The organism is Rhodococcus sp. RDE2, from assembly GCF_020885655.1.
In the GTDB taxonomy this organism is placed as follows: Bacteria; Actinomycetota; Actinomycetes; order Mycobacteriales; family Mycobacteriaceae; genus Rhodococcus; species Rhodococcus pyridinivorans.
Genome location: NZ_AP025186.1, coordinates 3464797 through 3489391, shown reverse-complemented (window position 1 = coordinate 3489391; position 24595 = coordinate 3464797). Strand labels below are relative to the sequence as shown.

The 24595-nt window shown below is 68.3% G+C and carries 24 protein-coding genes; 13 read left to right on the top strand and 11 right to left on the bottom strand.

Annotation, left to right across the window (positions count from 1 at the left end):
- The first annotated feature begins 129 nt into the window (after positions 1–129).
- Positions 130–1188, top strand: a complete 1059-nt coding sequence (gene moaA / locus LPH33_RS16265; RefSeq protein ID WP_229565145.1) for a GTP 3',8-cyclase MoaA — start codon at positions 130–132, stop codon at positions 1186–1188.
- Entirely contained in the window at positions 1181–1459 is a 279-nt protein-coding gene (locus LPH33_RS16260; RefSeq protein WP_172414868.1) for a MoaD/ThiS family protein, read from the top strand. Before moaA ends, LPH33_RS16260 begins: the two co-directional genes overlap by 8 nt.
- Here the strand turns inward: LPH33_RS16260 and nadE are convergent.
- Entirely contained in the window at positions 1456–2292 is an 837-nt protein-coding gene (nadE, locus tag LPH33_RS16255; RefSeq protein ID WP_088897286.1) for an ammonia-dependent NAD(+) synthetase, read from the bottom strand. The genes LPH33_RS16260 and nadE overlap by 4 nt on opposite strands.
- An 86-nt stretch (positions 2293–2378) precedes the next feature.
- On the opposite strand from nadE, the gene LPH33_RS16250 reads away from it, so the two are divergent.
- Both LPH33_RS16250 and LPH33_RS16245 read left to right on the top strand, forming a co-directional pair.
- Entirely contained in the window at positions 2379–3155 is a 777-nt protein-coding gene (locus tag LPH33_RS16250; protein WP_172414869.1) for a fructosamine kinase family protein, read from the top strand.
- Complete coding sequence (locus tag LPH33_RS16245) at positions 3152–3700, top strand: nucleosidase (RefSeq protein ID WP_016693165.1); 549 nt, start codon at positions 3152–3154, stop codon at positions 3698–3700. Before LPH33_RS16250 ends, LPH33_RS16245 begins: the two co-directional genes overlap by 4 nt.
- 21 nt (positions 3701–3721) lie before the next feature.
- On the opposite strand, the gene LPH33_RS16240 is transcribed toward LPH33_RS16245, so the two are convergent.
- From LPH33_RS16240 to LPH33_RS16230, 3 genes are read right to left on the bottom strand one after another with little or no spacing between them, the layout of a single operon-like run.
- Positions 3722–4141 carry an META domain-containing protein gene (locus LPH33_RS16240; protein WP_026061342.1) on the bottom strand — a complete coding sequence of 140 codons (420 nt, stop codon included), beginning with the start codon at positions 4139–4141 and terminating at the stop codon, positions 3722–3724.
- A gap of 24 nt (positions 4142–4165) precedes the next feature.
- Positions 4166–4957, bottom strand: a complete 792-nt coding sequence (locus tag LPH33_RS16235) for an META domain-containing protein (RefSeq protein ID WP_088897143.1) — start codon at positions 4955–4957, stop codon at positions 4166–4168.
- A 4-nt stretch (positions 4958–4961) separates the two neighbouring features.
- On the bottom strand, positions 4962–5645 hold the full coding sequence (locus tag LPH33_RS16230; RefSeq protein WP_088897144.1) for a TetR/AcrR family transcriptional regulator: 684 nt from the start codon (positions 5643–5645) through the stop codon (positions 4962–4964).
- An 89-nt stretch (positions 5646–5734) separates the two neighbouring features.
- Between LPH33_RS16230 and LPH33_RS16225 the strand changes: the two genes are divergently transcribed.
- From LPH33_RS16225 to LPH33_RS16210, 4 genes are all read left to right on the top strand, one after another.
- On the top strand, positions 5735–6292 hold the full coding sequence (locus tag LPH33_RS16225) for an NAD(P)H-dependent oxidoreductase (protein ID WP_016693161.1): 558 nt from the start codon (positions 5735–5737) through the stop codon (positions 6290–6292).
- A 215-nt stretch (positions 6293–6507) separates the two neighbouring features.
- Complete coding sequence (locus tag LPH33_RS16220; RefSeq protein WP_037190583.1) at positions 6508–7101, top strand: 2Fe-2S iron-sulfur cluster-binding protein; 594 nt, start codon at positions 6508–6510, stop codon at positions 7099–7101.
- Entirely contained in the window at positions 7098–8099 is a 1002-nt protein-coding gene (locus tag LPH33_RS16215) for an FAD binding domain-containing protein (RefSeq protein WP_160877622.1), read from the top strand. The genes LPH33_RS16220 and LPH33_RS16215 overlap by 4 nt, the downstream gene beginning before the upstream one ends.
- Positions 8096–10219 (top strand): xanthine dehydrogenase family protein molybdopterin-binding subunit, encoded by a 2124-nt coding sequence (locus tag LPH33_RS16210; protein ID WP_088897146.1) that lies wholly within the window; start codon positions 8096–8098, stop codon positions 10217–10219. Before LPH33_RS16215 ends, LPH33_RS16210 begins: the two co-directional genes overlap by 4 nt.
- On the opposite strand, the gene LPH33_RS16205 is transcribed toward LPH33_RS16210, so the two are convergent.
- The 5 genes from LPH33_RS16205 to LPH33_RS16185 are packed head-to-tail and all read right to left on the bottom strand — an operon-like array spanning position 10199 to position 15134.
- Complete coding sequence (locus LPH33_RS16205) at positions 10199–10666, bottom strand: ATP-binding protein (RefSeq protein ID WP_202400462.1); 468 nt, start codon at positions 10664–10666, stop codon at positions 10199–10201. The genes LPH33_RS16210 and LPH33_RS16205 overlap by 21 nt on opposite strands.
- Entirely contained in the window at positions 10656–10991 is a 336-nt protein-coding gene (locus tag LPH33_RS16200) for an STAS domain-containing protein (RefSeq protein WP_160877620.1), read from the bottom strand. Before LPH33_RS16200 ends, LPH33_RS16205 begins: the two co-directional genes overlap by 11 nt.
- Entirely contained in the window at positions 10988–12943 is a 1956-nt protein-coding gene (locus LPH33_RS16195; RefSeq protein WP_160877618.1) for a glycosyltransferase, read from the bottom strand. Before LPH33_RS16195 ends, LPH33_RS16200 begins: the two co-directional genes overlap by 4 nt.
- Positions 12940–14178, bottom strand: coding sequence for a PP2C family protein-serine/threonine phosphatase (locus tag LPH33_RS16190; protein ID WP_229565143.1), 1239 nt, complete (start codon positions 14176–14178; stop codon positions 12940–12942). Before LPH33_RS16190 ends, LPH33_RS16195 begins: the two co-directional genes overlap by 4 nt.
- Positions 14175–15134 carry a glycoside hydrolase family 26 protein gene (locus tag LPH33_RS16185; RefSeq protein ID WP_088897149.1) on the bottom strand — a complete coding sequence of 320 codons (960 nt, stop codon included), beginning with the start codon at positions 15132–15134 and terminating at the stop codon, positions 14175–14177. Before LPH33_RS16185 ends, LPH33_RS16190 begins: the two co-directional genes overlap by 4 nt.
- A gap of 394 nt (positions 15135–15528) precedes the next feature.
- Between LPH33_RS16185 and LPH33_RS16180 the strand changes: the two genes are divergently transcribed.
- The 5 genes from LPH33_RS16180 (at position 15529) to LPH33_RS16160 (ending at position 23018) form a co-directional block, all read left to right on the top strand.
- Positions 15529–15759 carry a redoxin NrdH gene (locus LPH33_RS16180; RefSeq protein ID WP_006550390.1) on the top strand — a complete coding sequence of 77 codons (231 nt, stop codon included), beginning with the start codon at positions 15529–15531 and terminating at the stop codon, positions 15757–15759.
- 109 nt (positions 15760–15868) lie between these two features.
- Complete coding sequence (gene nrdI, locus LPH33_RS16175) at positions 15869–16321, top strand: class Ib ribonucleoside-diphosphate reductase assembly flavoprotein NrdI (protein ID WP_016693152.1); 453 nt, start codon at positions 15869–15871, stop codon at positions 16319–16321.
- A gap of 83 nt (positions 16322–16404) precedes the next feature.
- Complete coding sequence (gene nrdE, locus LPH33_RS16170; RefSeq protein WP_160877616.1) at positions 16405–18570, top strand: class 1b ribonucleoside-diphosphate reductase subunit alpha; 2166 nt, start codon at positions 16405–16407, stop codon at positions 18568–18570.
- A gap of 51 nt (positions 18571–18621) precedes the next feature.
- Complete coding sequence (gene nrdF, locus LPH33_RS16165; protein ID WP_026061338.1) at positions 18622–19623, top strand: class 1b ribonucleoside-diphosphate reductase subunit beta; 1002 nt, start codon at positions 18622–18624, stop codon at positions 19621–19623.
- Positions 19624–19781: 158 nt separating this feature from the next.
- The gene (locus tag LPH33_RS16160; protein WP_229565141.1) at positions 19782–23018 is read left to right on the top strand and encodes an arabinosyltransferase domain-containing protein; all 3237 of its coding nucleotides are present in this window, start codon (positions 19782–19784) and stop codon (positions 23016–23018) included.
- Here the strand turns inward: LPH33_RS16160 and LPH33_RS16155 are convergent.
- Both LPH33_RS16155 and LPH33_RS16150 read right to left on the bottom strand, forming a co-directional pair.
- Positions 23012–23485, bottom strand: coding sequence for an NUDIX hydrolase (locus tag LPH33_RS16155; RefSeq protein WP_016693148.1), 474 nt, complete (start codon positions 23483–23485; stop codon positions 23012–23014). The genes LPH33_RS16160 and LPH33_RS16155 overlap by 7 nt on opposite strands.
- A 49-nt stretch (positions 23486–23534) precedes the next feature.
- Positions 23535–24593, bottom strand: coding sequence for an iron-siderophore ABC transporter substrate-binding protein (locus LPH33_RS16150; RefSeq protein ID WP_419957110.1), 1059 nt, complete (start codon positions 24591–24593; stop codon positions 23535–23537).
- Positions 24594–24595 lie beyond the last annotated feature (2 nt).

The following is a 24595-nucleotide window of genomic DNA, read 5'->3' as shown; positions in this document are numbered from 1 at the left end:
GCCGCCATCCTAGGCACACGAGGGCCGTGTCCCGCCGTCGACGACGCGCCGCGTGTGCCCCGTCTGTCCGGATGCGGTGTCACGATCTGCGGTTGTGGGCATACTGGGCTGTATGAAAGCGATGGTCGTATGACAGCGGTGGACATGGGCATCCCGGTCGTGCGCGATCGCGCAGACGACGTGTCCGATCGGCCCGACGTGCCCGAACTCCTCGATCGTTTCGGTCGCATCGCCCGGGACCTGCGTGTATCCCTCACCGAGAAGTGCTCGTTGCGCTGCACCTACTGCATGCCGGCCGAGGGTCTTCCCGAGATTCCGCGCGACCAGCTGCTCACGAGCGCCGAGATCGTACGGCTGGTGGGGATCGCGACCGGCCGGCTCGGTGTCCACGAGGTGCGCTTCACCGGTGGGGAACCGCTCATGCGCCGCGATCTCGAGGAGATCGTCGCCGGGTGCGCGCAGGAGACCCCGGGGCTGCCGATCGCGCTGACCACCAATGCGGTCGGTCTCCGGCACCGTGCGCAGGCGCTCGCGGACGCCGGACTGACCCGCGTGAACATCTCCCTCGACACCATCGACCGCGAGCACTTCGCGCGGCTCACGCGCCGCGACCGGCTCGATTCGGTGCTCGACGGCATCCGTGCCGCGGTGGCGGCCGGACTGGGTCGGGTCAAGGTCAACGCCGTCCTGATGCCGGAAACCCTCGAGGGCGCGGCCGACCTGCTCGCGTGGTGCCTGGACGAGGGCGTGGAACTGCGGTTCATCGAGCAGATGCCCCTCGACGCCGATCAGAACTGGGCGCGCTCGCAGATGGTGCCGGCCCAGCAGTTGCTCGACGTCCTCGGGCGGCGGTTCACGCTCACGGAGACCGAACGCGAGGATCCGTCCGCGCCGGCCGAACGCTGGCTCGTTGACCGCGGACCGGCGACCGTCGGGATCATCGCGTCGGTGACGCGGTCGTTCTGCAGCGACTGCGACCGCACGCGGCTGACGGCCGAGGGAACGGTCCGCTCCTGCCTGTTCAGCGACCGGGAGACCGACCTGCGCGCTGCCCTGCGGGGCGGCGCCACCGACGAGGAACTCGCCGCGCTGTGGCGCGGAGCGATGTGGAACAAGTGGGCCGGACACGGCATGGACGCGGCGGACTTCGCGCCGCCGCAGCGGAGCATGGGAGCTATCGGTGGCTGAGGTGACGACCGGGATCGAGGTGCGGTACTTCGCGGCCGCAGCAGACGCGGCCGGACGCGAGAAGGACACGATCGACCTGCCGGAGGGCGCCGATCTCGGCGCGCTGCGTGCCGTCCTCGTCGACCGTTACGGGACCGGCATGGAGCGGGTGCTGTCGGTGGCAGCCTTCCTGCTCGAACCCGGCGACGGCGGCACGGGCGAACTCACCCGGGACCTCGGCCGACCGGCCGGGTCCCGAGTGGACGTCCTGCCGCCCTTCGCGGGTGGTTAATCCTCGCGCCACCAGGTGTCGAAGGGCGCAACGGGCATCACGCGCTTGTGCCGCGTGTCGAGGAACTTGGTCTCGAGGCGCTTGGCGAGGTCGTCGGTGACGTCCTTTCCCTCGAGATAGTCGTCGATCTCGCTGTAGGTCATGCCGAGCGCTTCCTCGTCGGGCAGCGCCGGACGGTCGTCCTCGAGATCGGCGGTGGGGATCTTGATCCAGGTGCTCTCGGGTGCGTCGAGTTCGCGCAGCAGCGCCGCGCCCTGCCGCTTCGTGAGACCGGCCAGCGGAGTGATGTCGACGCCGCCGTCGCCGTACTTGGTGTAGAAACCGGTCACCGCTTCGGCGGCGTGGTCGGTGCCGACCACGAGGTAGCCGAGTTCTCCGGCGATCGCGTACTGGATCATCATGCGTTCGCGGGCCTTGATGTTGCCGCGCACGAAGTCGCGTAGACGCGTCTCGGCGCCGTACAGCGCGCGAGCCGCTTCCGACGCCGTCGCGTCGGCACCGGGCTTCACGTCCACACCGAGAGTGCGGTCCGCTCCGATGAACTCCAGTGCGACGAGGGCGTCGTGCTCGTCGGCCTGCTTGCCGTAGGGCAGGCGGACCGCGACGAACTCCGCCGTGTGGCCTTCGGCGCGGAGCTTCTCCGCGGCGAGCTGGGCGAGCTTGCCGGCGAGAGTGCTGTCCTGCCCGCCGCTGATGCCGAGCACGAATCCCTTCGCGGGAGTGCTGCGCAGGTAGTCGGCGAGAAACTGCACCCGCGCGTCGATCTCGGCGCGTGGGTCGATGGAGGGTTTCACCCCGAGTTCTTCGATGATCCGATCGCGAAGGTTCGTCATCTTCACGACCCTAGCGTTCCCGTGTTACTGCTGCGATACAACGGAGAAGAGGGCGGGGCGAAGAGTGCGCGGGCAGACTCTTCGGGGTGAGCACCGGAGACGTCTTCCGCAAACACGACCCGCACGCGCATCCGGATTTCTTCCGGGCCGAGGCGGCCGGTCTGGCCTGGCTCGCCGAGGCCGGTATGCCGGTCGCGGCGGTGCGGTCGGTGAGCGGGCACCACATCGAACTCGAGCGGATCGCCGAAAGTTCCCCGGCCGCCGAGGCCGCACGGGAGTTCGGTGCGGCACTCGCCCGGATGCACGACGCGGGCGCCGCCGGTTTCGGTGCGGCACCCGACGATTACGACGGGCAGCTGTTCATCGGCCGCCGTCCCATGAGCCGCACCGTGCACGACACCTGGGGATCGTTCTACATCGCAGAGCGGGTGCTGCCCTTCCTGCGCAGCGCCGTCGAGGCGGGCAGCGTCACCGACCGGCAGTGCCGCGACATCGAGGCCGCCTGCGATCTCGTCGCCGCGGGAGCCTTCGACGACGAGGATCCGCCTTCGCGTCTGCACGGAGACCTGTGGAACGGCAACGTGCTGTGGTCGCCGCGCGGCGTCGTCCTCATCGACCCGGCCGCGCACGGCGGCCACCGCGAGACCGATCTGGCGATGCTCGCGCTCTTCGGTTGCCCGCACCTGGGCCGGGTCGTCGACGGCTACGAGTCGGCGCATCCGCTGCGCGCCGGGTGGGAGCAGCGGGTGCCCGTGCACCAGCTGCATCCCCTGGCGGTGCATGCCGCGGGATACGGTGCCGGGTACGGGCGGGAGCTGCACCGGGCGGCACTCGCGACCCTCGAACTCGGAGGCAGTACGTGAACGGGATCCTCGTCGTATCCGCAACCCGCGCCGAGGCGGCGCACGTCCCGGAACGCTACGAGACGGTGATCACCGGGATCGGGAAGGTCGACGCAGCGGTGGCCGTCACCGCGGCGCTCGCGGCGTATCCGGCCGACGCGCGACCGCTCGTCGTGAACATCGGCACCGCCGGCGCGTTGCACACCCACCACTCGGGACTGTTCCTGCCGTCCGCCGCGATCAACCACGACATCAGCAGCGAGATCCTGAAGAGCCTCGGTCACCCCGTGCAGGACGTCGTGCAGATCGACGAGGGTGACGGCAGCGTGCTCGCCACCGGCGATTCGTTCGTCTCGGACGCCGAGATCCGCGACGCGCTGTCCGCCCGCGCCGATCTCGTCGACATGGAGGGTTTCGCGGTCGCCTACGCCGCCCGCCGCATGGGCGCGCGGTGCCGGCTCGTCAAGCACGTGAGCGACCGGGCCGACGATTCGGCGCTCGACTGGCCGAAGCAGGTCGACCGCAGCGCACGGGAACTCGCGCGGTGGCTCGTCGAGCGTTACTGAACGATTCGCTCTCGGCCGGCCTCAGCGCCCGTCCGTACGTTCGGTGAGGGTGACGGTCACCGCGCCGGTGGTCAGGGTGAGCACCTCTCCGTCGAGAGTCCACCGGGGGGTGGCCGCGAACAGCGTCCGCACCCAGTCGTCGGCGCCGTCGCGCGGGGGAGGGCACGCCATCCTCGTGGACGCGAGCGTCCCGGCACGGATCCTGCCCCCGGACAGGTCGGCGGTGCCGGTGAACCGGTTGCATCCGGCGGATGCCGCGACCCGCTCCCGGGCGGGGAACGACAACTGGAGCGGGCCGCCGCCGGGGATGGGCCGCCCCTCGACCTCGGTCGAGACGTAACGGCGGCCGATCGGGTCGGACGGCGACGACCCGAACATGCCGCACCCGGACAGCAGCGCACCCAGTGCGAGGACGACGACCACGCGGACTGCTCCCGGCATGGGTCTCACGGTACCGAGGAGGGGTCAGCGGGCCGTGAACTCCAGTCCGTCGGTGCCGTTCGCCGCGGTGAGGGTCATCGACGAGCCCTGGACGGCGTAGGTGGTCTCACCTGCGAGCACGTTCAGGATGTGCGTCTCGATGTCGGCGACCTCGGGATCGGCGCACGCCGCGCGGGTCATGGTGAGCGGTTCGAACAGGATGACATCGTCGCCGACCTCGGCGCTGCCGCCGAACTCGTTGCACCCCGTGTTCCCGGTGAGGGTGCCGTCGTCGGACAGTGTGAGTGTCGGCGCGGCGTTCTCCAGGGCGACCGACCTGACGACGGCGTCGGCGGTGCGCAGCGAGGTCACCACCCACTCGGTGCCGGCGATCGGCAGATCGGGGTCGACCACCTTCTCGTCCTCGAGCGAGACCGTGATGTCGTCGCCGGTGAGCGTGAAGGTGTTCCCGTCGAGCGACCAGCGCGGCTCGGCGCCGAACAGCGTGGTGAGCCAGGCGTCGGCTCCCTCGCGTTCCGGCAGGCAGGCCATCATCGTGCTCGCCAGGTTCGATGTCTTCACTCGGCCGTCGGCCAGGTCCACACCGCCGACGAAGCGGTTGCAGCCGGCAGTCGCGGAGATGCGTCCGTCGTCCGGGAACTCGACGACCATCGGTCCGTCGCCCGGGATCTGCGTGCCGGTCACGCTCGTCGAGACGAAGGTGCGGCCGGTGAGGTCCTCCGCGGAGTGGGTGTCGGCCGAATCCGAATCGGTGCTGCACGCGGCGGCCACCGCTGCCAGGGAGACGACCGCGAGCACCCGGAATGTGCGAATCATGCCGTTACGGTACGGCGCTCGACCCGGTTTCATGGGTACCTCGGCCGGTCACGACGCGGTGTGCCAGTTCGGCCCAGTTGTCGGCGAGTCGGCGGAGCGGATGCCCGAGCTCGCGCCACTGGTGGAGCACGAGGGTGGCCTCGAGCGACGCGACCAGCGAGGTCGCCAGCAATCGGGTGTCGCCGGTGACGCCGGCGGCACGCAGCAGCGCGTCGACGTGGGCGAGCGAGACCAGATGGGCGGGAGCGGTGTAGCGGGAGTCGGTGGCGGATTCGGCCGCGCGGAGCAGTTCGCCCTGCACCTCGACGAGTTCGATGCGCGCACGACCGAAGGCGATGAGCCTGGCCAGGGGTTCGGCGTCCGGGCCGAGCGGCGGCGGGCCGAACAGGAAACCCTGCTGGAACTCGCGCTCGCTGTGGTCGAGTAGCGCCCGGACGAGCCCGGCGCGGGAGCCGAACCTGCGGAAGACGGTGCCCTTGCCGACCCCGGCCCGCGCAGCGACGGCGTCCATCGTCACGGCGTCGACGCCGCGTTCGGCGACGAGCAGGGCGGCGGCGTCGAGCAGACGGGAACGATTGCGCGCTGCGTCGCCCCGTTCGGAGAGTCGCTCGTCCGCCAGAGGGAGGGCCCGACTGTTCGCCGCAGGCAGCGCCCGACCGTCCGCGTGCGGGAGGGGGCGAGTGTTCACAAGGTCACACTCTAGCGGGGCGGGGAATAAAGCGGACCGCGGTCCGTTTAACATTGCGTAGTCAACCACTTCGACCCGAGGATGTTCCCATGACCCGAGTTCTCGCCCTCGTCGGCAGCCTGCGCGACGGCTCCATCTCCCGCCAGATCGCCGAGACCGCCGCGGCGGTCGCTGCCGAGAACGTCGAAGTGACCCTCTACGAGGGCCTCGCCGACGTTCCGTTCTACAACGAGGACCTCGACGGCGAGGCTGCCCCCGCTGCTGCCGTGGCCCTGCGCGACGCCGCTGCCGATGTCGATGCCGTGCTGGTCGTCACCCCCGAGTACAACGGCACCGTCTCCGCGGTGCTCAAGAACGCCGTCGACTGGCTGTCGCGCCCCTACGGTGCCGGTGCACTGAGCGGCAAGCCCGTCGCCATCGTCAGCCAGTCGCCCAGCCAGAATGCCGCGAAGTGGGCGCTCGAGGACGCGGTCAAGGTCGTCGGAATCGCCGGCGGCAAGGTCGTCGACGGCGGCTCGCTGTCCGTCGGCGAGACCTTCGGCAAGTTCGGCGGCGAGCACGCCAAGGAGCACGCCGAGACCGCGCAGCAGGTCGCAACGGTCGTGGCCGCACTGGCCGACGCCACCAAGGTGCTCGCCAACGCCTGATCGAGACGTCCGCCTCCCTTGCCGGTACCGCCGGCACCGAGAGCGGCCGGCGGACCGACCGACACCCGGTGCCGGAGACCCCCGAGGTCTCCGGCACCGCGCGTATCCGCACGGTCCGGCCGAGCAGCGAACGCACCACTCGTCGCATCCCGACGGTTCGATGACGCCTGCAGCGGGAATGCCCCGAACACAGCCCACTGTTCGGAGGTTTGCCCATGACAAGCGGGGACACGAGGACCGATACCGGCCACCGACCCGATCTCGACATAGTTCTCCACGTCGACGGGGTGGAGCGCCGCGTCCCGATCGACGTCCGCACCACCGTGCTCGACGCGCTGCGCGACCGCCTCGGGATCACGTCCCCGAAGAAGGGATGCGATCTCGGTCAGTGCGGAGCATGCACCGTGCTGATCGACGGCCGGCGCTCCCTCTCGTGCCTGGCCCTCGCCGCCTCGCACGACGGCGCCGAGATCGTCACCGCCGCCGGACTCGGCGACGGGGAGATGCATCCGCTCCAGGCGCAGTTCATCGAGGACGACGCCTTCCAGTGCGGTTACTGCACCCCCGGCCAGATCTGTTCGGCCGTCGGCATGCTCGACGAGTTCGCCGACGGGTCACCGAGTCACGTCACGGCCGATCTCGACCAGGCACCCGAACTCGACGACGACGAGATCCGGGAACGCATGAGCGGCAATCTGTGCCGTTGCGCCGCCTATCCCAACATCGTCTCGGCGATCCGCACCGTCGCCGCCGGCGACAGCCGACTCGGTACCGGCGACAGTCGACTCGATACGGAGGCGTCGCGATGAGCTCCCTCCGCTACGAGCGACCGGCAGATCCCGCCGCGGCCGTCGCCGTCGTGCACGAGACACCGGGCGCGGTCTTCCTCGCGGGCGGCACGAATCTCGTCGACCACCTCAAACTCGGCGTCGCGACCCCCGACGTTCTCGTCGACGTCTCGCATCTACCGCTCGACACCGTCGAGGAGACGACCGACGGAGGAATCCGGGTGGGCGCCAACGTCCGCAACAGCGACCTCGCGGCACACCCCTTCGTGCGGCGCAACTACCCGGTGCTGTCGCGTGCACTGCTCGCCGGTGCCTCGCCTCAGCTCCGGAACACCGCGACCACCGGTGGCAACCTGCTCCAGCGCACGCGGTGCTCGTACTTCCGGGACGTGAGCACCCCCTGCAACAAACGCGAACCCGGCAGCGGCTGCTCCGCCATCGGCGGATACACCCGCTACCACGCGATCCTCGGCGCCTCGGAGCACTGCGTGGCCACCCATCCCTCCGACATGGCGGTCGCCCTGCTCGCGCTCGACGCCGAAGTCCTCGTCCTCGGCCCGGACGGTGAACGCGCGATCGCGGTGGAGGACTTCTACCGCCTTCCCGGCGACACCCCCGAGCGCGACACCGTGCTCGAACGTGACGACCTGATCGTCGGCGTGCAGATCCCCGCAGCGCAGAGTTCGCTGTCCACCTACCGCAAGGTGCGCGACCGGGCGTCCTACGCCTTCGCGCTGGTCTCCGTAGCGGCCGAGATGACCGTCGCGGACGGGACGATCACCGGGTGCCGCATCGCATTCGGCGGGGTCGCGCACCGGCCCTGGCGGGCACACCGCGCGGAGGAAGCGCTCCTCGGGCAGCAACCCTCCGACGAGGTCTTCGCCGCTGCGGCCGAGGCCGAACTCGCCGACGCGAGCCCCCTCGACGGCAACGCCTACAAGATCCCGCTGCTGCGGCGCACCGTGGTGGCGACCCTGCGCGAACTCGACGAACGACGGGAACGAGGTGGATCCGCATGAGCCCCGAGCCGATCCGAACAGGTGGGCGCTCCACCGCGCGAATCGACGGACCGGCGAAGGTCGCCGGGACGGCGCCGTACGCCTACGAGCATCCGGTCGACGATCCCGCCTACCTCGTGCCGCTCACCTCCACCATCGCCCGCGGGCGCGTCGACCGGATCGACACCGCCGCTGCCGAAGCGGTGCCCGGGGTGCTGAAGGTCCTCACTCCCTGGAACGCCCCGCGTCTCACCGAGGAGGCCGAAGGTGAGTACTCCGTCCTGCAGACACCCGAGGTGCTGTACCGGGGGCAGATCATCGGTGCGGTCGTCGCCGAGAGCTTCGAGATCGCCCGGGAGGCATGCTCGCTCCTGGAGGTCGAATACAGCGAGGAACCGCACGACGCGCTCTTCCGCGCCGACCATCCCGATGCGTACACCCCCGAGACCGTCAACGGTGGCTACGAACCCGACACCGAGCGAGGGGATGTCGACGCGGCGTTCACCCGCGCCGAGACGGTGATCGATCAGTGGTACTCCACCCCCGAGGAACACAACAACCCGCTCGAACCGCACACCGTCGTCGCGATCTGGCGGATCGACGTCGTGCCGTCGAACGGTGAGGTCGACGCACACACTTTGACGCTGTACACCTCGACGCAGCATCCGCACGGCGTCGTCGAGACCCTCGCACCGGTCTTCGGCCTCGACACGGCCCGGATGCGGGTGGTCTGCCCGTACATCGGTGGGGGATTCGGTTCCAAGGGCGGTCCTCACGCGCACGACGTCCTCGGCGGACTCGCGGCGCGGGCCCTGCCGGGCAAGGCGATCAAGTTCGCGGTCTCCCGTCCCGACATGTTCGGTTACGTCGGCTACCGGGCTCCGACCGCCTCGCACATCCGGCTTGCGGCCGACAGTGACGGCAGGCTCACCGGTCTCGTGCACGAGGCGTTCGCCCAGTCGTCCCGGGTCACCGAATTCGTCGAACAGGCGGGGGTACCGCTGCGCAATCTGTACGACGTCGCCAACGCCCGCACGTCGCATCGCGCGATCACCCTCGATGTCCCGGCGCCGTTCTGGATGCGCGCGCCCGGTGAAGCCCCGGGCATGTTCGCCGGTGAGGTGGCGATGGACGAGCTCGCCGCCGAACTCGGGATCGACCCGATCGAACTGCGCATCCGCAACGAACCCGAGTCCGATCCGGAGACGGGGAAGCCGTGGTCGTCGCGCCGGCTCGTCGAATGCCTCCGCGAAGGCGCACAGCGGTTCGGATGGGATCCGTCCGACCGCGAACCCGGAACCCGGCGGCAGGGCCACACCCTGATCGGTACCGGCATGGCGGTCGCGACCTATCCCCACATGGTCAATCCCGGCTCGGAAGCCCATATCCGGCATCTGGGGGAGGGGCGCTACTCCGTCCGCATCGGAGCCACCGACCTCGGTACGGGCGCGTGGACGACCCTGACCCTCATCGCCGCCGACGCACTCGGATGCCGACCGGAGGACGTGGACCTCGAGATCGGCGACAGCGCACTGCCCAACGGCACGGTGGCCGGCGGGTCGTCGGGCACCTCGTCCTGGGGCACCGCGATCGTCACGGCCGCAGAGCAATTCGGCAAACGCTTCGGCGACGATCCGCCGGTGGGCGCCGAACTGTCCGCGTCGGCAGCCGAGAACCGCGAACTCGAGCACTACACCGCACAGTCCTTCGGTGTGCACTTCGCCGAGGTGCACGTCGACGCCGACACCGGCGAGATCCGGGTGCCCCGGATGTTCGGGCTGTTCTCCGTGGGACGGGTGATCAACCCGCGGACGGCGCGGTCGCAGTTCATCGGCGGGATGTCGTTCGGGATCTCGATGGCGCTGTTCGAGGAGAGCATCCGCGACGCCCGTTTCGGGCACGTCGTCAACCACGACCTGTCGGAATATCACGTGCCGACGCACGCCGACATCCGTGGCATCGAAGCCGATTGGCTCGACGACGAGGACCTGCATGCGACACCCATGGGGTCGCGGGGGATCGGTGAGATCGGGATCGTCGGCAGCGCCGCGGCGGTCGTCAACGCCCTGTGGCACGCGACCGGCGTACGGGTTCGGAACCTGCCGGCCCGGCTCGACGACCTACTGCCCGGACTGCCCTGACGCATCGGACCGGTGACAGATCAGCAGCCAGCGATTGGTGCCGACCTGTCGCCGGTACCGCAGTTCGTCGAGCGCGGCGAGGGCGATGGCGAGTCCTCGACCGCGCTCGGCGAGGGCGTCCGGGAGTTCGACCGAACGCAGATCCACACGGGCCGGAGCGCCGTCGTCGACGAACACGGCCTCGAGACGATCCGGATGGAGTTCCAGGGTCAACGTCACCGAGACGGCTCGTCCCCGACCTGCGTGTTCGATGATGTTCGCGGCGATCTCGGCAACCGCGATCTCGAACTGCACGCGATCGGACTCGTCGAGTTCCTCGGCGGCGAACATCTCCGCGACCAGATCCATGATCCGGTCGAGGGTGCCCTCGCTCGTCGGCGCGGACAACTCCCACCGGCCGGACGCGCCGTCGGCAGAACGGATGTTGGGTGATCCGTCAGTCGCCATCGAAGGCCGCGTCCGCGGAATCGTGGGTCGCCAGGACCCGATCGAGCCGGGTCAGCGCGAGCACGCTCTGCACCTGCGCCGTGGGCGAGGCGATCCGCAGGTCGCCGCCGGCCTGCCGGGCGGCCTTCAATCCGGACACGAGTGCGCCGAGCCCGGAGGAGTCGATGAACTCCGTCGTGCTGAGGTCGACGACGAGCCGATGGGATCCGCTCTCGACGAGATCGCGCAACTGCTCGCGAAGACGTGGTGCCGCAACCATGTTCAGGCGACCGGTGGGCTGCACGACGGTACTCGTTCCGACCGTACGCGTTTCGTAGTGGCTCATCGAACTCCTTCGTTCTCGGGTCCACGGTAGCGAGCCGCGCCGATCACCACCGACAGAATCAACAGGTCGAACACGACCCAGACGAGGTTCGCGGTCACGCCGAGAACCGAGATGTCGCCGAGGAACAACCGCACCGCCCCGACGACCGCCGCCACGACCAGCAACAGCATGACGAGCAGTTGCTGACGGAACAGATACCAGGGGACACCCTCGCCTCCCTGACGCGTCTTCGGGGTGACCGCGAAATCCAGCGGCTTGTCGAAGTACACGTTGAGGAAGGCCGTCCAGCACGCCCTGATCCACACCGGGAACAGTGCGAGGCTGTACTGCTGGCCACGCCAGGTCGGTGTGCCGCGGCCGACGACGAAGAACAGCAACTGACTGAGGACCAGGAACGGGACGAGCCGCGCGAAGAAGTCGAGACTGTAGGCCTCCACCGGCAGGACCCCGAAGACGAGATAGATCACCGGCGCCGCGAAATAGGCGAGGGCCGCGAACCCCGAGAGATAGCTCCACATCGTCGCCCAGTACATGAGGCGCTGCGCGAGGGTCATGCCCTTCTGGACGAGTGGGTTCTCCCGCAGCATCACCTGAATCGTGCCCTGCGCCCACCGGAGCCGCTGCGTGACCATCGTCTTCGGATCCTCCGGCGCCAGTCCGTACGCGAGGATCTCGTGGTGGTAGACGGACTTCCAGCCCGCGCCGTGCAGACGCATCGAGGTGGCCATGTCCTCGGTCACGGAGATCGTGGCCAACGCGAGCATCGGCTCGGCCTCCTCGGCGCGGTCGACGTCGACGGCCCGGATCATCGCGCGGATCGATTCGAGTGCACCGAGCGGTGACCATTCGCGGTCGGCGAGGCGTTCGAGCACGGTCTCGTCGATGGTGAGCGCATCGGTTCCGTGTGCGTCGAGCGCGGCGATCTCCTCGAGATCGGCTCGGATACCACCGAAGTCGGCATCGACGATGCTGCGCGCAGCGGCGTCGACCGCCTGCTGGAAGCGGAAGGTGACGTCGGCGAGTGCTGTTCCCGCCCGCAGTTCGCCCCGTGCCGAGCGAACGGCCTGTCGCACCGACTCCAGTGCCGCGGCCACGTCGGGCTGATCGGCGGGCACCTTCCGGCGTGCGCGGTCGACCACCTTGCCGGCGGTGCGCAGGGTGCGTTCGACGCCGTCCTCGACGGCCCGGACATAGCCGGAGATGCCGAGTTGCATGAGCGCTTCGCGTCGGAGGATCGCGTTGGACCCGCAGAAGAACGCTGCGTTCCAGCCGTCCTTGCCCTGCTGGATCGGGCCGTAGAACAACGGGGCCTGGCTGCCGAGCGGGTCGGACTCGGGAACGTTGGTGAAGTACTGCGGTGTCTGCACCAGGGCGGTGCGGTCGTCGGTGAAGTATCCGAGTGTGCGGTCGAGGATCTCGGGTTCGGGCACCTGGTCGGCGTCGAGGATGAGGAGGAACTCGCCGTCCGAATGCAGCAGCGCGTTGATCAGGTTGCCGGCCTTGGCATGGCGCGGCTTGTTCGTCCAGCTCGCCGCCCGCGTCATGTAGTCGACGCCGAGTTCGGCGGCCGCTGCGGCGAGTTCGGGCCGGGCTCCGTCGTCGAGGATCCACGTCCGGTGCGGATAGCGGATCCGCTTCGCTGCCGCGGCGGTGTGCAGCACCAGGTCGACGGGTTCGTTGTAGGTGGTGATGAACACGTCGACCGTCAACCCCTCCGGCGCTGCGGGTGGTTCGGGCCGTCTCTTCAGCCGCCACATCGTCAACGCGAAGAGCAGCGAGTCGATCAGGCTGTACGTCTCCGCCAGCACCAGCGGTATCGCGATCCACCAGGCATCCCAGTTCACGGAGAACAGCCAGCGCCAGACGATGTAGTTCAGACCGACGACGACCGTGAGGACGATGAGGACGCGCAGGAAGGGGGACGGGTAGCCCTCTTTCGTGACAGCCTTCACGACACCTCGTTCCGTCGTATCGCGACGACCGTGACGTCGTCGAGCGGAGGTTCGTTCTCCGTCAGGGCACGTGCAGCGGCCACCAGCGCCTTCGGGGTCGGATGGTCGGCGACGAAACGGCACAGTGCCGCCGGATCGCTGTTCTCGTCGAGCAGGTCGAGCAGTCCGTCCGAGCAGACCACCAGCATGTCGCCCGGGGCGAGGTGCGCGGTCTGCGATGTCCATGTGGTGGCGGGGAACACCCCGAGCGGTGGGCCGTCGCCCTCGACGGGTTCGACCCTGCCGTCCGCGCGACGGATCGCCGCGAGTCCGTGCCCTGCATCGGCGTGGTCGACGTCTCCCGTGGAGAACTCGATCGCAGCGACGAAGGAGGTGGCGAACGTTCCCGTGTGCTCGAAGTCGTCGGCGAGATGCTCGGCGCCGAGGGTCAACGCCATCCCCGTGTCGAGCACGCCGACCGGACGGCGTCCGAAACGGTCGAGCACGCGGCCGGCACCGCGCAACGAGGAGCGCACGCCCGACGCCAGGATCGCCGCGCCGAGACCCTTTCCCATCACGTCGGCAACGGAGATCACGACGCCCTCGCGGAGCCGGTAGTGGTCGTAGAAGTCGCCACCCACCACGAAGGCGGGCAGGCAGACGGTGGCGATCTCGTAGCCCGGGAGGTCGGGTAGCGGCCGGGGGAGGAGTTGCTTCTGGATCTCGGCAGCGCGGTCGAGTTCGTCGGAACGGTCGAGTTCGCGTTGCGCCCATTCGGCCAGCTCCGCGAAGGTGTCGAGCTGATCCGGGTCGAGGTTCCTCTCCTCGGTGTCGTAGATGCAGAAGGTGCCCACGGGATGACCGGCCGGACCGAACAGTGGGTAACCCGCGTAGAACCGGATCCCACCGTCACCACCGATACCCGGGATGTCCATGAAGGCGGGATCGGTTGCGGCATCGGGGAGGACGAGTGCGAGGTCGTCCGGTCGCTCGTACGCGCGCGCGATGGTGGTGCGGCACACCGTCCTCTCGCGAGGAACCTCGGAGAGTTCCAATCCGAGGATCGACTTGAACCATTGCCGGTCGTGGTCCATCAGCGACAGCGACGCCATGGGGACGCCGAACACGCGGCACGCCATGCGGGTGATCTTGTCGAAGCGCTCCTCGCGAGGGGTGTCGAGCAGCTCGAGCCGCTCGACGTCGCGCATGCGCTCGTCCTCGAGATGGTCGGGGAGCAACGACGCCTCGGATGTCATCGTGCGGTGTGTCTCCTGTGCAGAGCGTCACCCAGGGCCGCCGCGCACTCGGCCGTGCTGGTCAGGCGCCAGTCGGTTTCCTTGTTGTGATGGAACCACACGAACGTCGTTGCCGCGGGGTGACTGTCCAAGTAACCCACCAGACCCCGGATCCAGTCCGGTTTCGATCCACCGGCCTCCGCGCTCGCGACCTCGGTGACCGCGACGGGACGACCCGGGGCGATCCGGCCGAGTTCGTCGAAGGTCGGTCCGAACAGCTCCTCGGGGGACTGCCAGCGACTCCACGGCCGCGTGGTGCCCCAGTTGTAACCGTCGACCCCGACGACGTCGACGTGGTCGTCACCGGGATACAGGGGTGCGATGGGACTGCTGCCCTCGTGCGGGACGTTGACCGTCCAGATCCAGCGCACGTTCTCGGCCCCCTTGGAAGCGAACAGTTCGTGCACGTGTCGCCACGCCGCGACGTAGGTCTCCGGTGGGGTACCGCCGGCGGGACCCCACGGGTACCAGTCCCCGTTCGGCTCGTGCGCGAAGCGCAGGTACACCGTCCCGCCCCACGCGGTGAGTTCGTCCGCCCACCGGTAGAGATGGTCGTCGTGGACCCCGGCGGCGATGTCGGCCATCGTGATCGACGTCCGGTCGTACGTCCCGTCGCCGCGCTGCAGCCACGGCTCCCACGTGACGATCGGGTCGGCTCCCGAGGCACGCACGATGTCGAGGGCCCCGACGGGTGGAGGGGAGAGGAAGTCGACGAACCACAGCACCGCACCCGGCGCGGCGCCGACCGCCTCGGTGACCGCGCGGTACTCGTCGACGGCCACCGGGCCGCCCGGGGTGCTGATGCCGAAGCGGGGACACGCGGTGCTCGTCTCGTCGAGCGGGGCGGAGATCGGCTCGCACTGACGGCGCGAGTCGCAGGCGGCACACAGGGACAGTGCCAGCAGTGCGGCGACCATCGCGCGAACCGGGTGCACGAGGAGTCATTCTTCCCGGGCGGAGCTCCCCGCGCAGGCCCTCCGGAGGGTGTTCTCGCAGTGACCTCGGGAAGTTGTCGGTGGCACCCGCCACACTGTGCTCGAGGTCTCTCTCGGACGCGCTGCGGCGACACGCCGAGACACGCCCGAAACGCCGTGGAGGGAGGGTCGCGACCTGGGAATATCACCTTTGTAAGTCACAACATCCTGGGTTCTGTGTATCCGACGGACACAAGGTGTAGTGTCTAGACCGCTGGAGGGCCACAAGTGCCGACGATCTCTCGGGGAAGCGGGATCGGACGGATAAGTGGGCTTCCGGGTAACGCACAGCAGTCAGTCGTCAGGCCGCCCACGGCCGTCGGAAAAAGGGGCATTCATGAACATCACCGTCTACACCAAGCCTGCCTGCGTCCAGTGCACCGCCACCTACCGCGCCCTCGACAAGGCCGGCATCGAGTACGACGTCGTCGACATCAGTGAGAACCCCGAGGCCCGCGACTACGTCATGGCGCTGGGATACCTCCAGGCGCCCGTCGTCGTCGCCGGCGACGACCACTGGTCGGGCTTCCGCCCCGATCGCATCAAGGCGCTCACCGTCGCGGCCTGAGCCCGGGCCGCGTTCGCGGCGGCCCGATCGTCGTCGTCTCCGGGCGGACGTGTTCTTCCGTGTCCGCCCGGGCCGGTCTTCGCAATCGAATGAAGAGTGGTGACTACCGATGGCTTCGCTGGGGTCGATCCCGGGAACATCGCTGGTGTACTTCTCGAGTACATCCGAGAACACCCACCGATTCGTGCAGAAACTCGGGATTCCGGCCAGCCGGATCCCGCTGCACGATCGTGAGGGAAATTTCGAGGTCCACGATCCGTACGTGTTGATCGTGCCGACCTACGGTGGCGGGACGACCGCCACGGGTCGCGACACCCGCTACGTTCCCAGACAGGTCATCCGATTCCTCAACAACGAGCACAATCGGAGTCTGATCCGCGGTGTCATCGCGGCGGGTAACACCAACTTCGGCGACTCGTACTGTTTCGCGGGAGACATCGTCTCGCGCAAGTGCAAGGTGCCGTATCTGTACCGGTTCGAGTTGATGGGCACGACGGACGACGTCGAGCGTGTCCGCGACGGTCTCGCCCGATTCTGGGAGTCCGTTCTCCAGAACGCCTGAGCCACATCCGTATCCGTATTCGACGCGCGTCGCGGACGTGACTGCGCGGCCGTTTCCTAACTCCGACAAGTGGGGACAGCACTGTGACCATTACCGATCCCGCTCCCGCCACGAGCGCACACCTCGACGATTCGATCAAGGATCTCGACTACCACGCGCTCAACGCGATGTTGAATCTGTACGGCCCCAACGGCGAGATCCAGTTCGACAAGGATGTGGCCGCCGCCCGTCAGTACTTCCTGCAGCACGTCAACCAGAACACGGTCTTCTTCCACAACCTCGACGAGAAGCTCGACTACCTCGTCGAGGAGAACTACTACGAGCCCGAGGTGCTCGAGAAGTATTCGCGTGCATTCGTCAAATCGCTGTTCGAGCACGCATATTCGAAGAAGTTCCGGTTCCCGACCTTCCTCGGTGCGTTCAAGTACTACACCTCGTACACGCTCAAGACGTTCGACGGCAAGCGTTACCTCGAGCGCTTCGAGGACCGCGTGTGCATGGTTGCGCTGACGCTCGCCGACGGCGACGAGATCCTCGCCCGGCACCTCGTCGACGAGATCATCTCCGGTCGTTTCCAGCCGGCCACCCCCACCTTCCTCAACTCGGGTAAGAAGCAGCGCGGCGAGCCCGTCTCGTGCTTCCTGCTCCGCATCGAGGACAACATGGAGTCGATCGGCCGCTCCATCAACTCCGCACTGCAGCTATCCAAGCGCGGTGGCGGTGTCGCCTTGCTGCTCAGCAACATTCGTGAGCACGGCGCTCCGATCAAGAAGATCGAGAACCAGTCCTCCGGCGTCATCCCGATCATGAAGCTGCTCGAGGACTCCTTCTCCTACGCCAACCAGCTCGGTGCCCGTCAGGGTGCCGGTGCGGTCTACCTGCACGCGCACCACCCCGACATCTACCGCTTCCTCGACACCAAGCGTGAGAACGCCGACGAGAAGATCCGCATCAAGACCCTCTCGCTGGGTGTCGTCATCCCCGACATCACGTTCGAGCTGGCGAAGAAGAACGAGGACATGTACCTGTTCTCGCCGTACGACGTCGAGCGCGTCTACGGCAAGCCCTTCGCCGACATCGACGTCACCGAGAAGTACTACGAGATGGTCGACGACAAGCGCATCCGCAAGTCGAAGATCAAGGCGCGCGAGTTCTTCCAGACCGTCGCCGAGCTGCAGTTCGAGTCGGGCTACCCGTATGTCATGTTCGAGGACACGGTGAACCGGGCCAACCCGATCGCCGGCAAGATCACGCACTCGAACCTGTGCTCGGAGATCCTGCAGGTCTCGACCCCCTCGGAGTTCAACGACGACCTGTCCTACAGCCATGTGGGCAAGGACATCTCGTGCAACCTCGGTTCACTGAACATCGCGAAGACGATGGATTCGCCCGACTTCGCGCAGACCATCGAGGTCGCCATCCGCGGCCTGACGGCCGTCTCCGACCAGACGACGATCTCGTCGGTGCCGTCGATCGAGCGGGGCAACAACGAATCCCACGCCATCGGCCTCGGCCAGATGAACCTGCACGGCTTCCTCGCCCGCGAGCACATCTTCTACGGGTCCGAAGAAGGCGTCGACTTCACGAACATCTACTTCTACACGGTGCTGTTCCACGCCCTCCGTGCGTCGAACAAGATCGCGATCGAGCGCGGCTCGTACTTCAAGGGCTTCCCGGAGTCGAAGTACGCCTCGGGTGAGTTCTTCGACAAGTACACCGATCAGGTGTGGGAGCCTGCCACCGAGCGGGTCCGTCAGCTGTTCGCCGAGTCGGACATCGCGATCCCCACGCAGCAGGACTGGCGCGAGCTGAAGGAGTCCGTGCAGAAGCACGGCATCTACAACCAGAACCTGCAGGCGGTTCCGCCCACCGGTTCGATCTCGTACATCAACCACTCGACGAGCTCGATCCACCCGGTCGCGTCGAAGATCGAGATCCGCAAGGAGGGCAAGATCGGGCGTGTCTACTACCCGGCGCCCTACATGACGAACGAGAATCTCGAGTACTTCCAGGATGCCTACGAGATCGGCTACGAGAAGATCATCGACACCTACGCTGCCGCGACGCAGCACGTCGACCAGGGGCTGTCGCTGACGCTGTTCTTCAAGGACACCGTCACCACCCGCGACGTGAACAAGGCCCAGATCTACGCGTGGCGCAAGGGAATCAAGACCCTGTACTACATCCGCCTGCGGCAGATGGCGCTCGAGGGCACCGAGGTGGAGGGTTGCGTCTCCTGCATGTTGTGACCCTGCTCCACGACAGTCCTTGCATCAGCACACAATTCAGGTAGGTAACCGATGACTGCAGCAGCACACTCGCCGGCCGACGGCGTGCGCGTCAAACTCATCGATCGCGTCTCCGCGATCAACTGGAACCGCGTCCCCGACGACAAGGACGCCGAGGTCTGGGATCGTCTCACCGGCAACTTCTGGCTCCCGGAGAAGGTGCCCGTCTCCAACGACATCCAGTCGTGGGGCACGCTCACCGAGTACGAGCAGGAACTGACGATGCGGGTCTTCACGGGCCTGACGCTGCTCGACACCATCCAGGGCACGGTCGGCGCGGTCTCGCTCATCCCGGATGCGGTCACCCCGCACGAGGAAGCGGTGCTGACGAACATCGCGTTCATGGAGTCGGTGCACGCGAAGAGCTACTCGCAGATCTTCTCGACGCTGTGCTCGAGCCGCCAGATCGACGACGCCTTCCGCTGGTCGGAGGAGAACGAGCACCTGCAGCGCAAGGCGCAGATCATCCTCGACTACTACAAGGGCGACGACCCGCTCAAGCGCAAGGCCGCCTCGACGCTGCTCGAGTCGTTCCTGTTCTACTCGGGCTTCTACCTGCCGATGTACTGGTCGTCGCGGGCCAAGCTCACCAACACCGCCGACATGATCCGCCTGATCATCCGCGACGAGGCCGTCCACGGCTACTACATCGGCTACAAGTACCAGCGCGGACTCGAGACGATCACGCAGGCCGAGCGCGACGAGCTCAAGGACTGGGTCTTCGAACTGCTCTTCGAGCTGTACGACAACGAGACCCACTACACGGCCGACCTCTACGACCAGGTCGGGCTCACCGAGGACGTCAAGAAGTTCCTGCGCTACAACGCGAACAAGGCGCTGATGAACCTCGGTTACGAGGCGCTGTTCCCGAAGGACGAGACGGACGTCAACCCGGCCATCCTGTCGGCGCTGTCGCCGAACGCCGACGAGAACCACGACTTCTTCTCGGGCTCCGGCAGCTCCTACGTGATCGGCAAGGCCGTCGTCACCGAAGACGAGGACTGGGACTTCTGACGTAGACGTTCTCCGTCACCGGCCCGAACGCATCGATCCCGCACACCGGCGCAGCAGCGCCCGTGTGCGGGATCGCGTGCTTTTCGCGGCCCGGCCCGTCACCGATAGCATCGCTCCTCGTGACCGAGACAAGAGAAGCGTCGGGCTCGCCTCGGCCGGTGACAACCGAACGCGCGCCGTCGGGCGGGCGAGCACTCGAGCAGCGGACCCGTCTGTGGGCGGTGCTCGCCGCCGTCGTGGGGATCGTCGCATCCATCGCGATGCCGTTCCTGCCCGTGACGCAGACCACTGCGACCATCGACTGGCCGCAGAACGAGAGCAACGCCGGCATCTCGGCGCCGCTGGTGTCCTACGCACCGGTCGACCTCGACGCCACGATCGAGTGCCGGTCCGTGCGCGACGCGCTGCCGGACGGCGGCACCGTCTTCTCCACACTTCCCGCAGGAGCCCCCGACCGCGAGCGCTACGGGCTGATCGCCCGTGTGCAGGCGGCCGGTGACGACGGGCCGGCGACGTTCGAGGTGATCTCCCGCAACACACTGCTCGCCTCCGCGCCGGTGGACGACCTGGCCGGGGACTGCTCGGTCACCCTGTCCTCGAATTCGGAACGTACCGTCGCCACGATCACCGGCTCGGCCGCGGTGTCGGGGGAGCGGACCTTCGACCGCGACCTGCGGCCCCAGCTCGTCGGCATCTTCACCGACCTGCCCGGTCCTGCACTCGACGGCGTCTCGGTCACCGCGACCGTCGACACCCGCTTCACGACGTCGCCGACGGTGCTGAAGATCGTCGCGATGATCGTCGCGGTGGTGGCCACGGCACTGGCGTTGTGGACACTGGCCCGGCTCGACCGCGCCGACGGTCGTCGCCACCGCCGCCTGTTGCCGACGTCGTGGTGGTCGTTCACCCGCATCGATGCGCTGGTCGTCGGAACGCTGCTCGTCTGGCACGTCATCGGGGCGAACACCGCCGACGACGGTTACCAGCTCGGAATGGCTCGCGCCGCGGGCGAGGCCGGGTACATGGCGAACTACTTCCGGTGGTTCGGTGTGCCCGAAGCACCCTTCGGCACGCCCTTCTACGACGTGCTCGCCCTGATGACCCAGGTCTCGACGGCGAGCATCTGGATGCGGCTACCGGCACTGACCGCCGGAATCCTGTGCTGGTGGGTGCTCAGCCGCGAGGTCGCTCCACGTCTCGGCGTCGCACTGCGTCGCAACCGGCTTCCGCTGTGGACCGGGGCGCTGGTGTTCCTGGCGTTCTGGCTGCCGCTCAACAACGGACTGCGCCCGGAACCGATCGTCGCGACGGGCGTCGTGCTCACCTGGTGCTCGGTCGAACGCGCGATCGCCACCCGGCGTCTGCTGCCCGCGGCGGCCGCGATCCTCGTCGCCGCGCTCACCGTCACCGCGGGACCGTCGGGCATCATCTGTTTCGCTGCGCTGATCGCCGGTGCCCGTCCGATCGCCCGCATCCTCCATCGACGGGCGCAGACCCTGGGATGGCTGCCGGTCCTCGCGCCGATGCTCGCGGCCGGGCTGGTGATCCTGGTGCCGGTCTTCGCCGACCAGACCCTCGCGGCGGTGCTGGAGATGCAGCACGTGCACGGCGTCGGTCCGAACGTGCCGTGGTTCCAGGAGTATCTGCGCTACCAGTACCTGCTGCAGATCACCGTGGACGGCTCGCTGGCCCGCAGGTTCGCGGTCTTCACCCTGGTGCTGTGCCTGGCGGTGGCGATCGTGGCGATGCTGCGCCGCGGTGGGCACATCCCCGGCACCGCACAGGGACCGTCCCGCCGCATCGTCGGCATCACCCTCGGCGCGCTGGTGCTGATGATGTTCGCGCCCACCAAGTGGACGCACCACTTCGGTATCTACGCCGGTCTGGCCGCCGCGGTGGCGATGCTCGCCGCCGTGGCCACCGGCCCCGCGGTGCTGCGGTCGCGACGCAACCGCGCCCTGTTCGCCGCGGCGGTGTCGTTCGTGGTGACCATGTCGTTCATCGGCCCCAACGGCTGGTGGTACGTCTCGAGCTACGGGGTCCCGTGGTGGGACAAGCCGCCGTCGGTCGCCGGATTCGGCTTCTCCACCGTCTTCTTCGCCGTGACGGTCGTCGCCTTGCTGCTCGCCGCGTGGTGGCACATCCACCCCGTCGCGTCCACCCGCACCGACACCCCGTCCCGGTTGTGGGCGGTGCCGCCGTTGACCCTCGCCGCCGCAGCGATGGTGCTGTTCGAGGTGCTGTCACTGGCCAAGGGCGCGATCTCGCAGTACCCGGGTTATTCGGTGGCACGGTCGAACGTGGACACGCTCACCGGCAACTCGTGTGCACTCGCGAACGACGTGCTGCTCGAAACGGACCCGAACGCCTCGGTGCTCACCCCCATCGGCGCCGACACGGCCACCGCTCTCGATGCCGGGGGAGGGGACGGGTTCACGCCGGGTGGTGTCGCGCTCGATCTGACCCCGGACGACGACTCGGCGTCGGCCGGCACCGCCAACACCGTCGACACGAACGACGACCAGACCTCGACCGGCGGTACCGGTGGCACTGGCGGCGGTACCGGCAGAGCCGGAATCAACGGCAGCACCGTCGCATTGCCGTTCGGGCTCGATCCGGCGACCACACCGGTGCTGGGCAGCCACGGATCGTCCCTCGGCGACGTCACGAGCGCCTGGTTCCGGCTGCCCGAGCCCGACGCGACCGGATCGCGTGGGGATCTCGTCACCATCGCCGCGGCCGGCCGGATCTTCTCCGTCGACGCCGACGGCACCGAAACCTACGGTCAGCGACTCGAACTCGAATACGGAACCACCGCGGCCGACGGCAGCGTCACCGCGCTGGGACGGGCGCTGCCGATCGACATCGGTCCGTCGCCCTCGTGGAGGAATCTGCGTGTCCCGATGGACACACTGCCGGGCGAGGTCGACGCGGTGCGGATCGTCGCCTCCGACAACGATCTCGCGCCCGAACAGTGGCTGGCGTTCACCCCGCCGCGCGTGCCGCAGACGCAGACCCTGCAGCAGGTCGTGGGGAGCGACACGCCGGTCCTGCTGGACTGGGCGGTCGGTCTCAACTTCCCGTGCCAGCGACAGATGCTGCACCGCAACGGGATTGCAGAGGTCCCCGAGTACCGGATCCTGCCGGACCGGATCGGTGCCATCTCCACGGATCTGTGGCAGGACCACAACGGTGGCGGTCCTCTCGGCTGGACCGACCAGTTGCTGCGGGCCCGCACGATCCCGTCGTATCTCGACCACGACTGGGACCGCGACTGGGGAGCGATCGAGCAGTACACACCGATCGATCCGTCGACGGGGACCGCGGAACTCGACACCGCCACGGTCACGCGCAGCGGTCTGTGGAGCCCGGCTCCGATCAACACCGCCTACTGACGGAACCAGGCCTCCGCACGACCGGCGAGGGCCTTCCCGAGCCGCAGACGCGACGTCTCGGTGAGCGGCTCGGGAAGGTCGTCCGGCGCGAACCACGCCACCTCGAGGTTCTCGTCGTCGGCGACGCGTGCGTCCCCGCCGGTCGCGCGGAGCAGGAAGCACACGTCGAGGTACTGCGCGACGTCGCCGTTGGGATAGGTGATAGGTGCGGTGACGTCGACGCTCGTGAGCCGCACGATCTCGGCGGTGACACCCGTCTCCTCGAGCACCTCCCGGACTGCGGCGACGGCCGGTTCCTCTCCGGGTTCGAGGATTCCGGACACCACGGCCCACATGCCGTTGTCGGCGCGGCGGGTGAGCAGGACTCGGTCGTCGTCGTCCGTGACGATCGCGCTCACCCCCGGCAGCCACAGGGGAGCGGTTCCTACGTGTGAGCGGAGCTGGACGACGAAATCGGGTATCGGCACGCCCTCGTTTCTATACCGGCAGGCGTGCTGCCGCCGGTCGAGCCGGCGATCAGTTCGAATATCCGTTGAGGGTGTACGTCAGGTCGGTGAGGATCGCCCGCGCGGCGACCGGTCCGGGGGTCGACCACACGTCGTCGGTCACGGAGAACAGACGGTTGTCGCGCACCGCCCCGAGGTCGAGCCACTCGTCGGTCTGCATGTAGTCCTTGCCGGCCTCGAGCCCGTCCTCACCGGCGAAACGGACGAAGATCACATCTCCGTCCGCCGGGGCCGGGTCCTCCGTGTCGACGGCCTGCCACGGCTGTCCGTCGACCACCGCGAACCGCTGGGCCGGAGGCCGGGCAGCGCCGACGTCGCCGAGCACCTGTCCCGCGAACGACGCGGTGCCCTCCACGGTCGGGCCGTCGGCCGTGAACCGGACGATCGACGCCTGCGTCTGGGACGACACGAGCTCGCGGCCCAGATCGCGCGCGGCCGTCGCGTAGTCGTCGAGCACGCGACGTGCGGCCTCCGTGCGCCCGAGCGCCTCACCGACCCGGACGAACTGTTCCCTCCAGAAGACCGGATCGGACCCGACCAGCACGGTGGGTGCGATGCCGCTGAGGGAGGCATAGACGTCCGGGGCGGTGGAGGAGCCGAGGATCACATCCGGCTGTGCGCGCTCGATTGCCGCGACGTCCGGGTTGCCCGCGGCGCCCACGGGCGGGAGTTCGCCGATCCCGTAGCCGAGATATTCCGGCCGGCCGGTGACCTCGGCGCTCGCTCCCACGACGCGCTCCCACAGCCCCAGGGCGCACACCGCGTCGAGCGCCGCGGGGTCGAGGACGACGATCCGCTGCGGGTCGGCGGGCACCTCCGACCGGCCTACGGTGTGCAGGACCGGTCGGGTGCCGGTGGTGGGCCGGCCCGGATCGAGCGGGGAGGGGAGTGCGCACGCGGTCGACGTGTCCCGGTCGATGCCCACGACCGACGCACCGGCGATGCGGGTCGTGGTGCGCACGATCTCCGATGCGTCGTCGTCGGGAGGTGTGGAGCATCCGGCCAGGGCTGTCGTCACCGCAGCGACGGCTGCGACGAGCACTGCTCGTGACCGGTGCACGGAAAACACGT

Bases quoted from the DNA above. Each gene is read 5' to 3' on its own strand.
- LPH33_RS16180 (WP_006550390.1), top strand. From the start codon at position 15,529: ATGAACATCACCGTCTACACCAAGCCTGCCTGCGTCCAGTGCACCGCC.
- LPH33_RS16205 (WP_202400462.1), bottom strand. From the start codon at position 10,666: ATGGCGACTGACGGATCACCCAACATCCGTTCTGCCGACGGCGCGTCC.
- LPH33_RS16240 (WP_026061342.1), bottom strand. From the start codon at position 4,141: ATGCCGGGAGCAGTCCGCGTGGTCGTCGTCCTCGCACTGGGTGCGCTG.
- moaA (WP_229565145.1), top strand. From the start codon at position 130: ATGACAGCGGTGGACATGGGCATCCCGGTCGTGCGCGATCGCGCAGAC.
- LPH33_RS16200 (WP_160877620.1), bottom strand. From the start codon at position 10,991: ATGAGCCACTACGAAACGCGTACGGTCGGAACGAGTACCGTCGTGCAG.
- LPH33_RS16225 (WP_016693161.1), top strand. From the start codon at position 5,735: ATGACCCGAGTTCTCGCCCTCGTCGGCAGCCTGCGCGACGGCTCCATC.
- nrdI (WP_016693152.1), top strand. From the start codon at position 15,869: ATGGCTTCGCTGGGGTCGATCCCGGGAACATCGCTGGTGTACTTCTCG.
- LPH33_RS16210 (WP_088897146.1), top strand. From the start codon at position 8,096: ATGAGCCCCGAGCCGATCCGAACAGGTGGGCGCTCCACCGCGCGAATC.
- LPH33_RS16220 (WP_037190583.1), top strand. From the start codon at position 6,508: ATGACAAGCGGGGACACGAGGACCGATACCGGCCACCGACCCGATCTC.
- nrdF (WP_026061338.1), top strand. From the start codon at position 18,622: ATGACTGCAGCAGCACACTCGCCGGCCGACGGCGTGCGCGTCAAACTC.
- nadE (WP_088897286.1), bottom strand. From the start codon at position 2,292: ATGACGAACCTTCGCGATCGGATCATCGAAGAACTCGGGGTGAAACCC.
- LPH33_RS16215 (WP_160877622.1), top strand. From the start codon at position 7,098: ATGAGCTCCCTCCGCTACGAGCGACCGGCAGATCCCGCCGCGGCCGTC.
- LPH33_RS16190 (WP_229565143.1), bottom strand. From the start codon at position 14,178: ATGACATCCGAGGCGTCGTTGCTCCCCGACCATCTCGAGGACGAGCGC.
- LPH33_RS16185 (WP_088897149.1), bottom strand. From the start codon at position 15,134: ATGGTCGCCGCACTGCTGGCACTGTCCCTGTGTGCCGCCTGCGACTCG.
- LPH33_RS16235 (WP_088897143.1), bottom strand. From the start codon at position 4,957: ATGATTCGCACATTCCGGGTGCTCGCGGTCGTCTCCCTGGCAGCGGTG.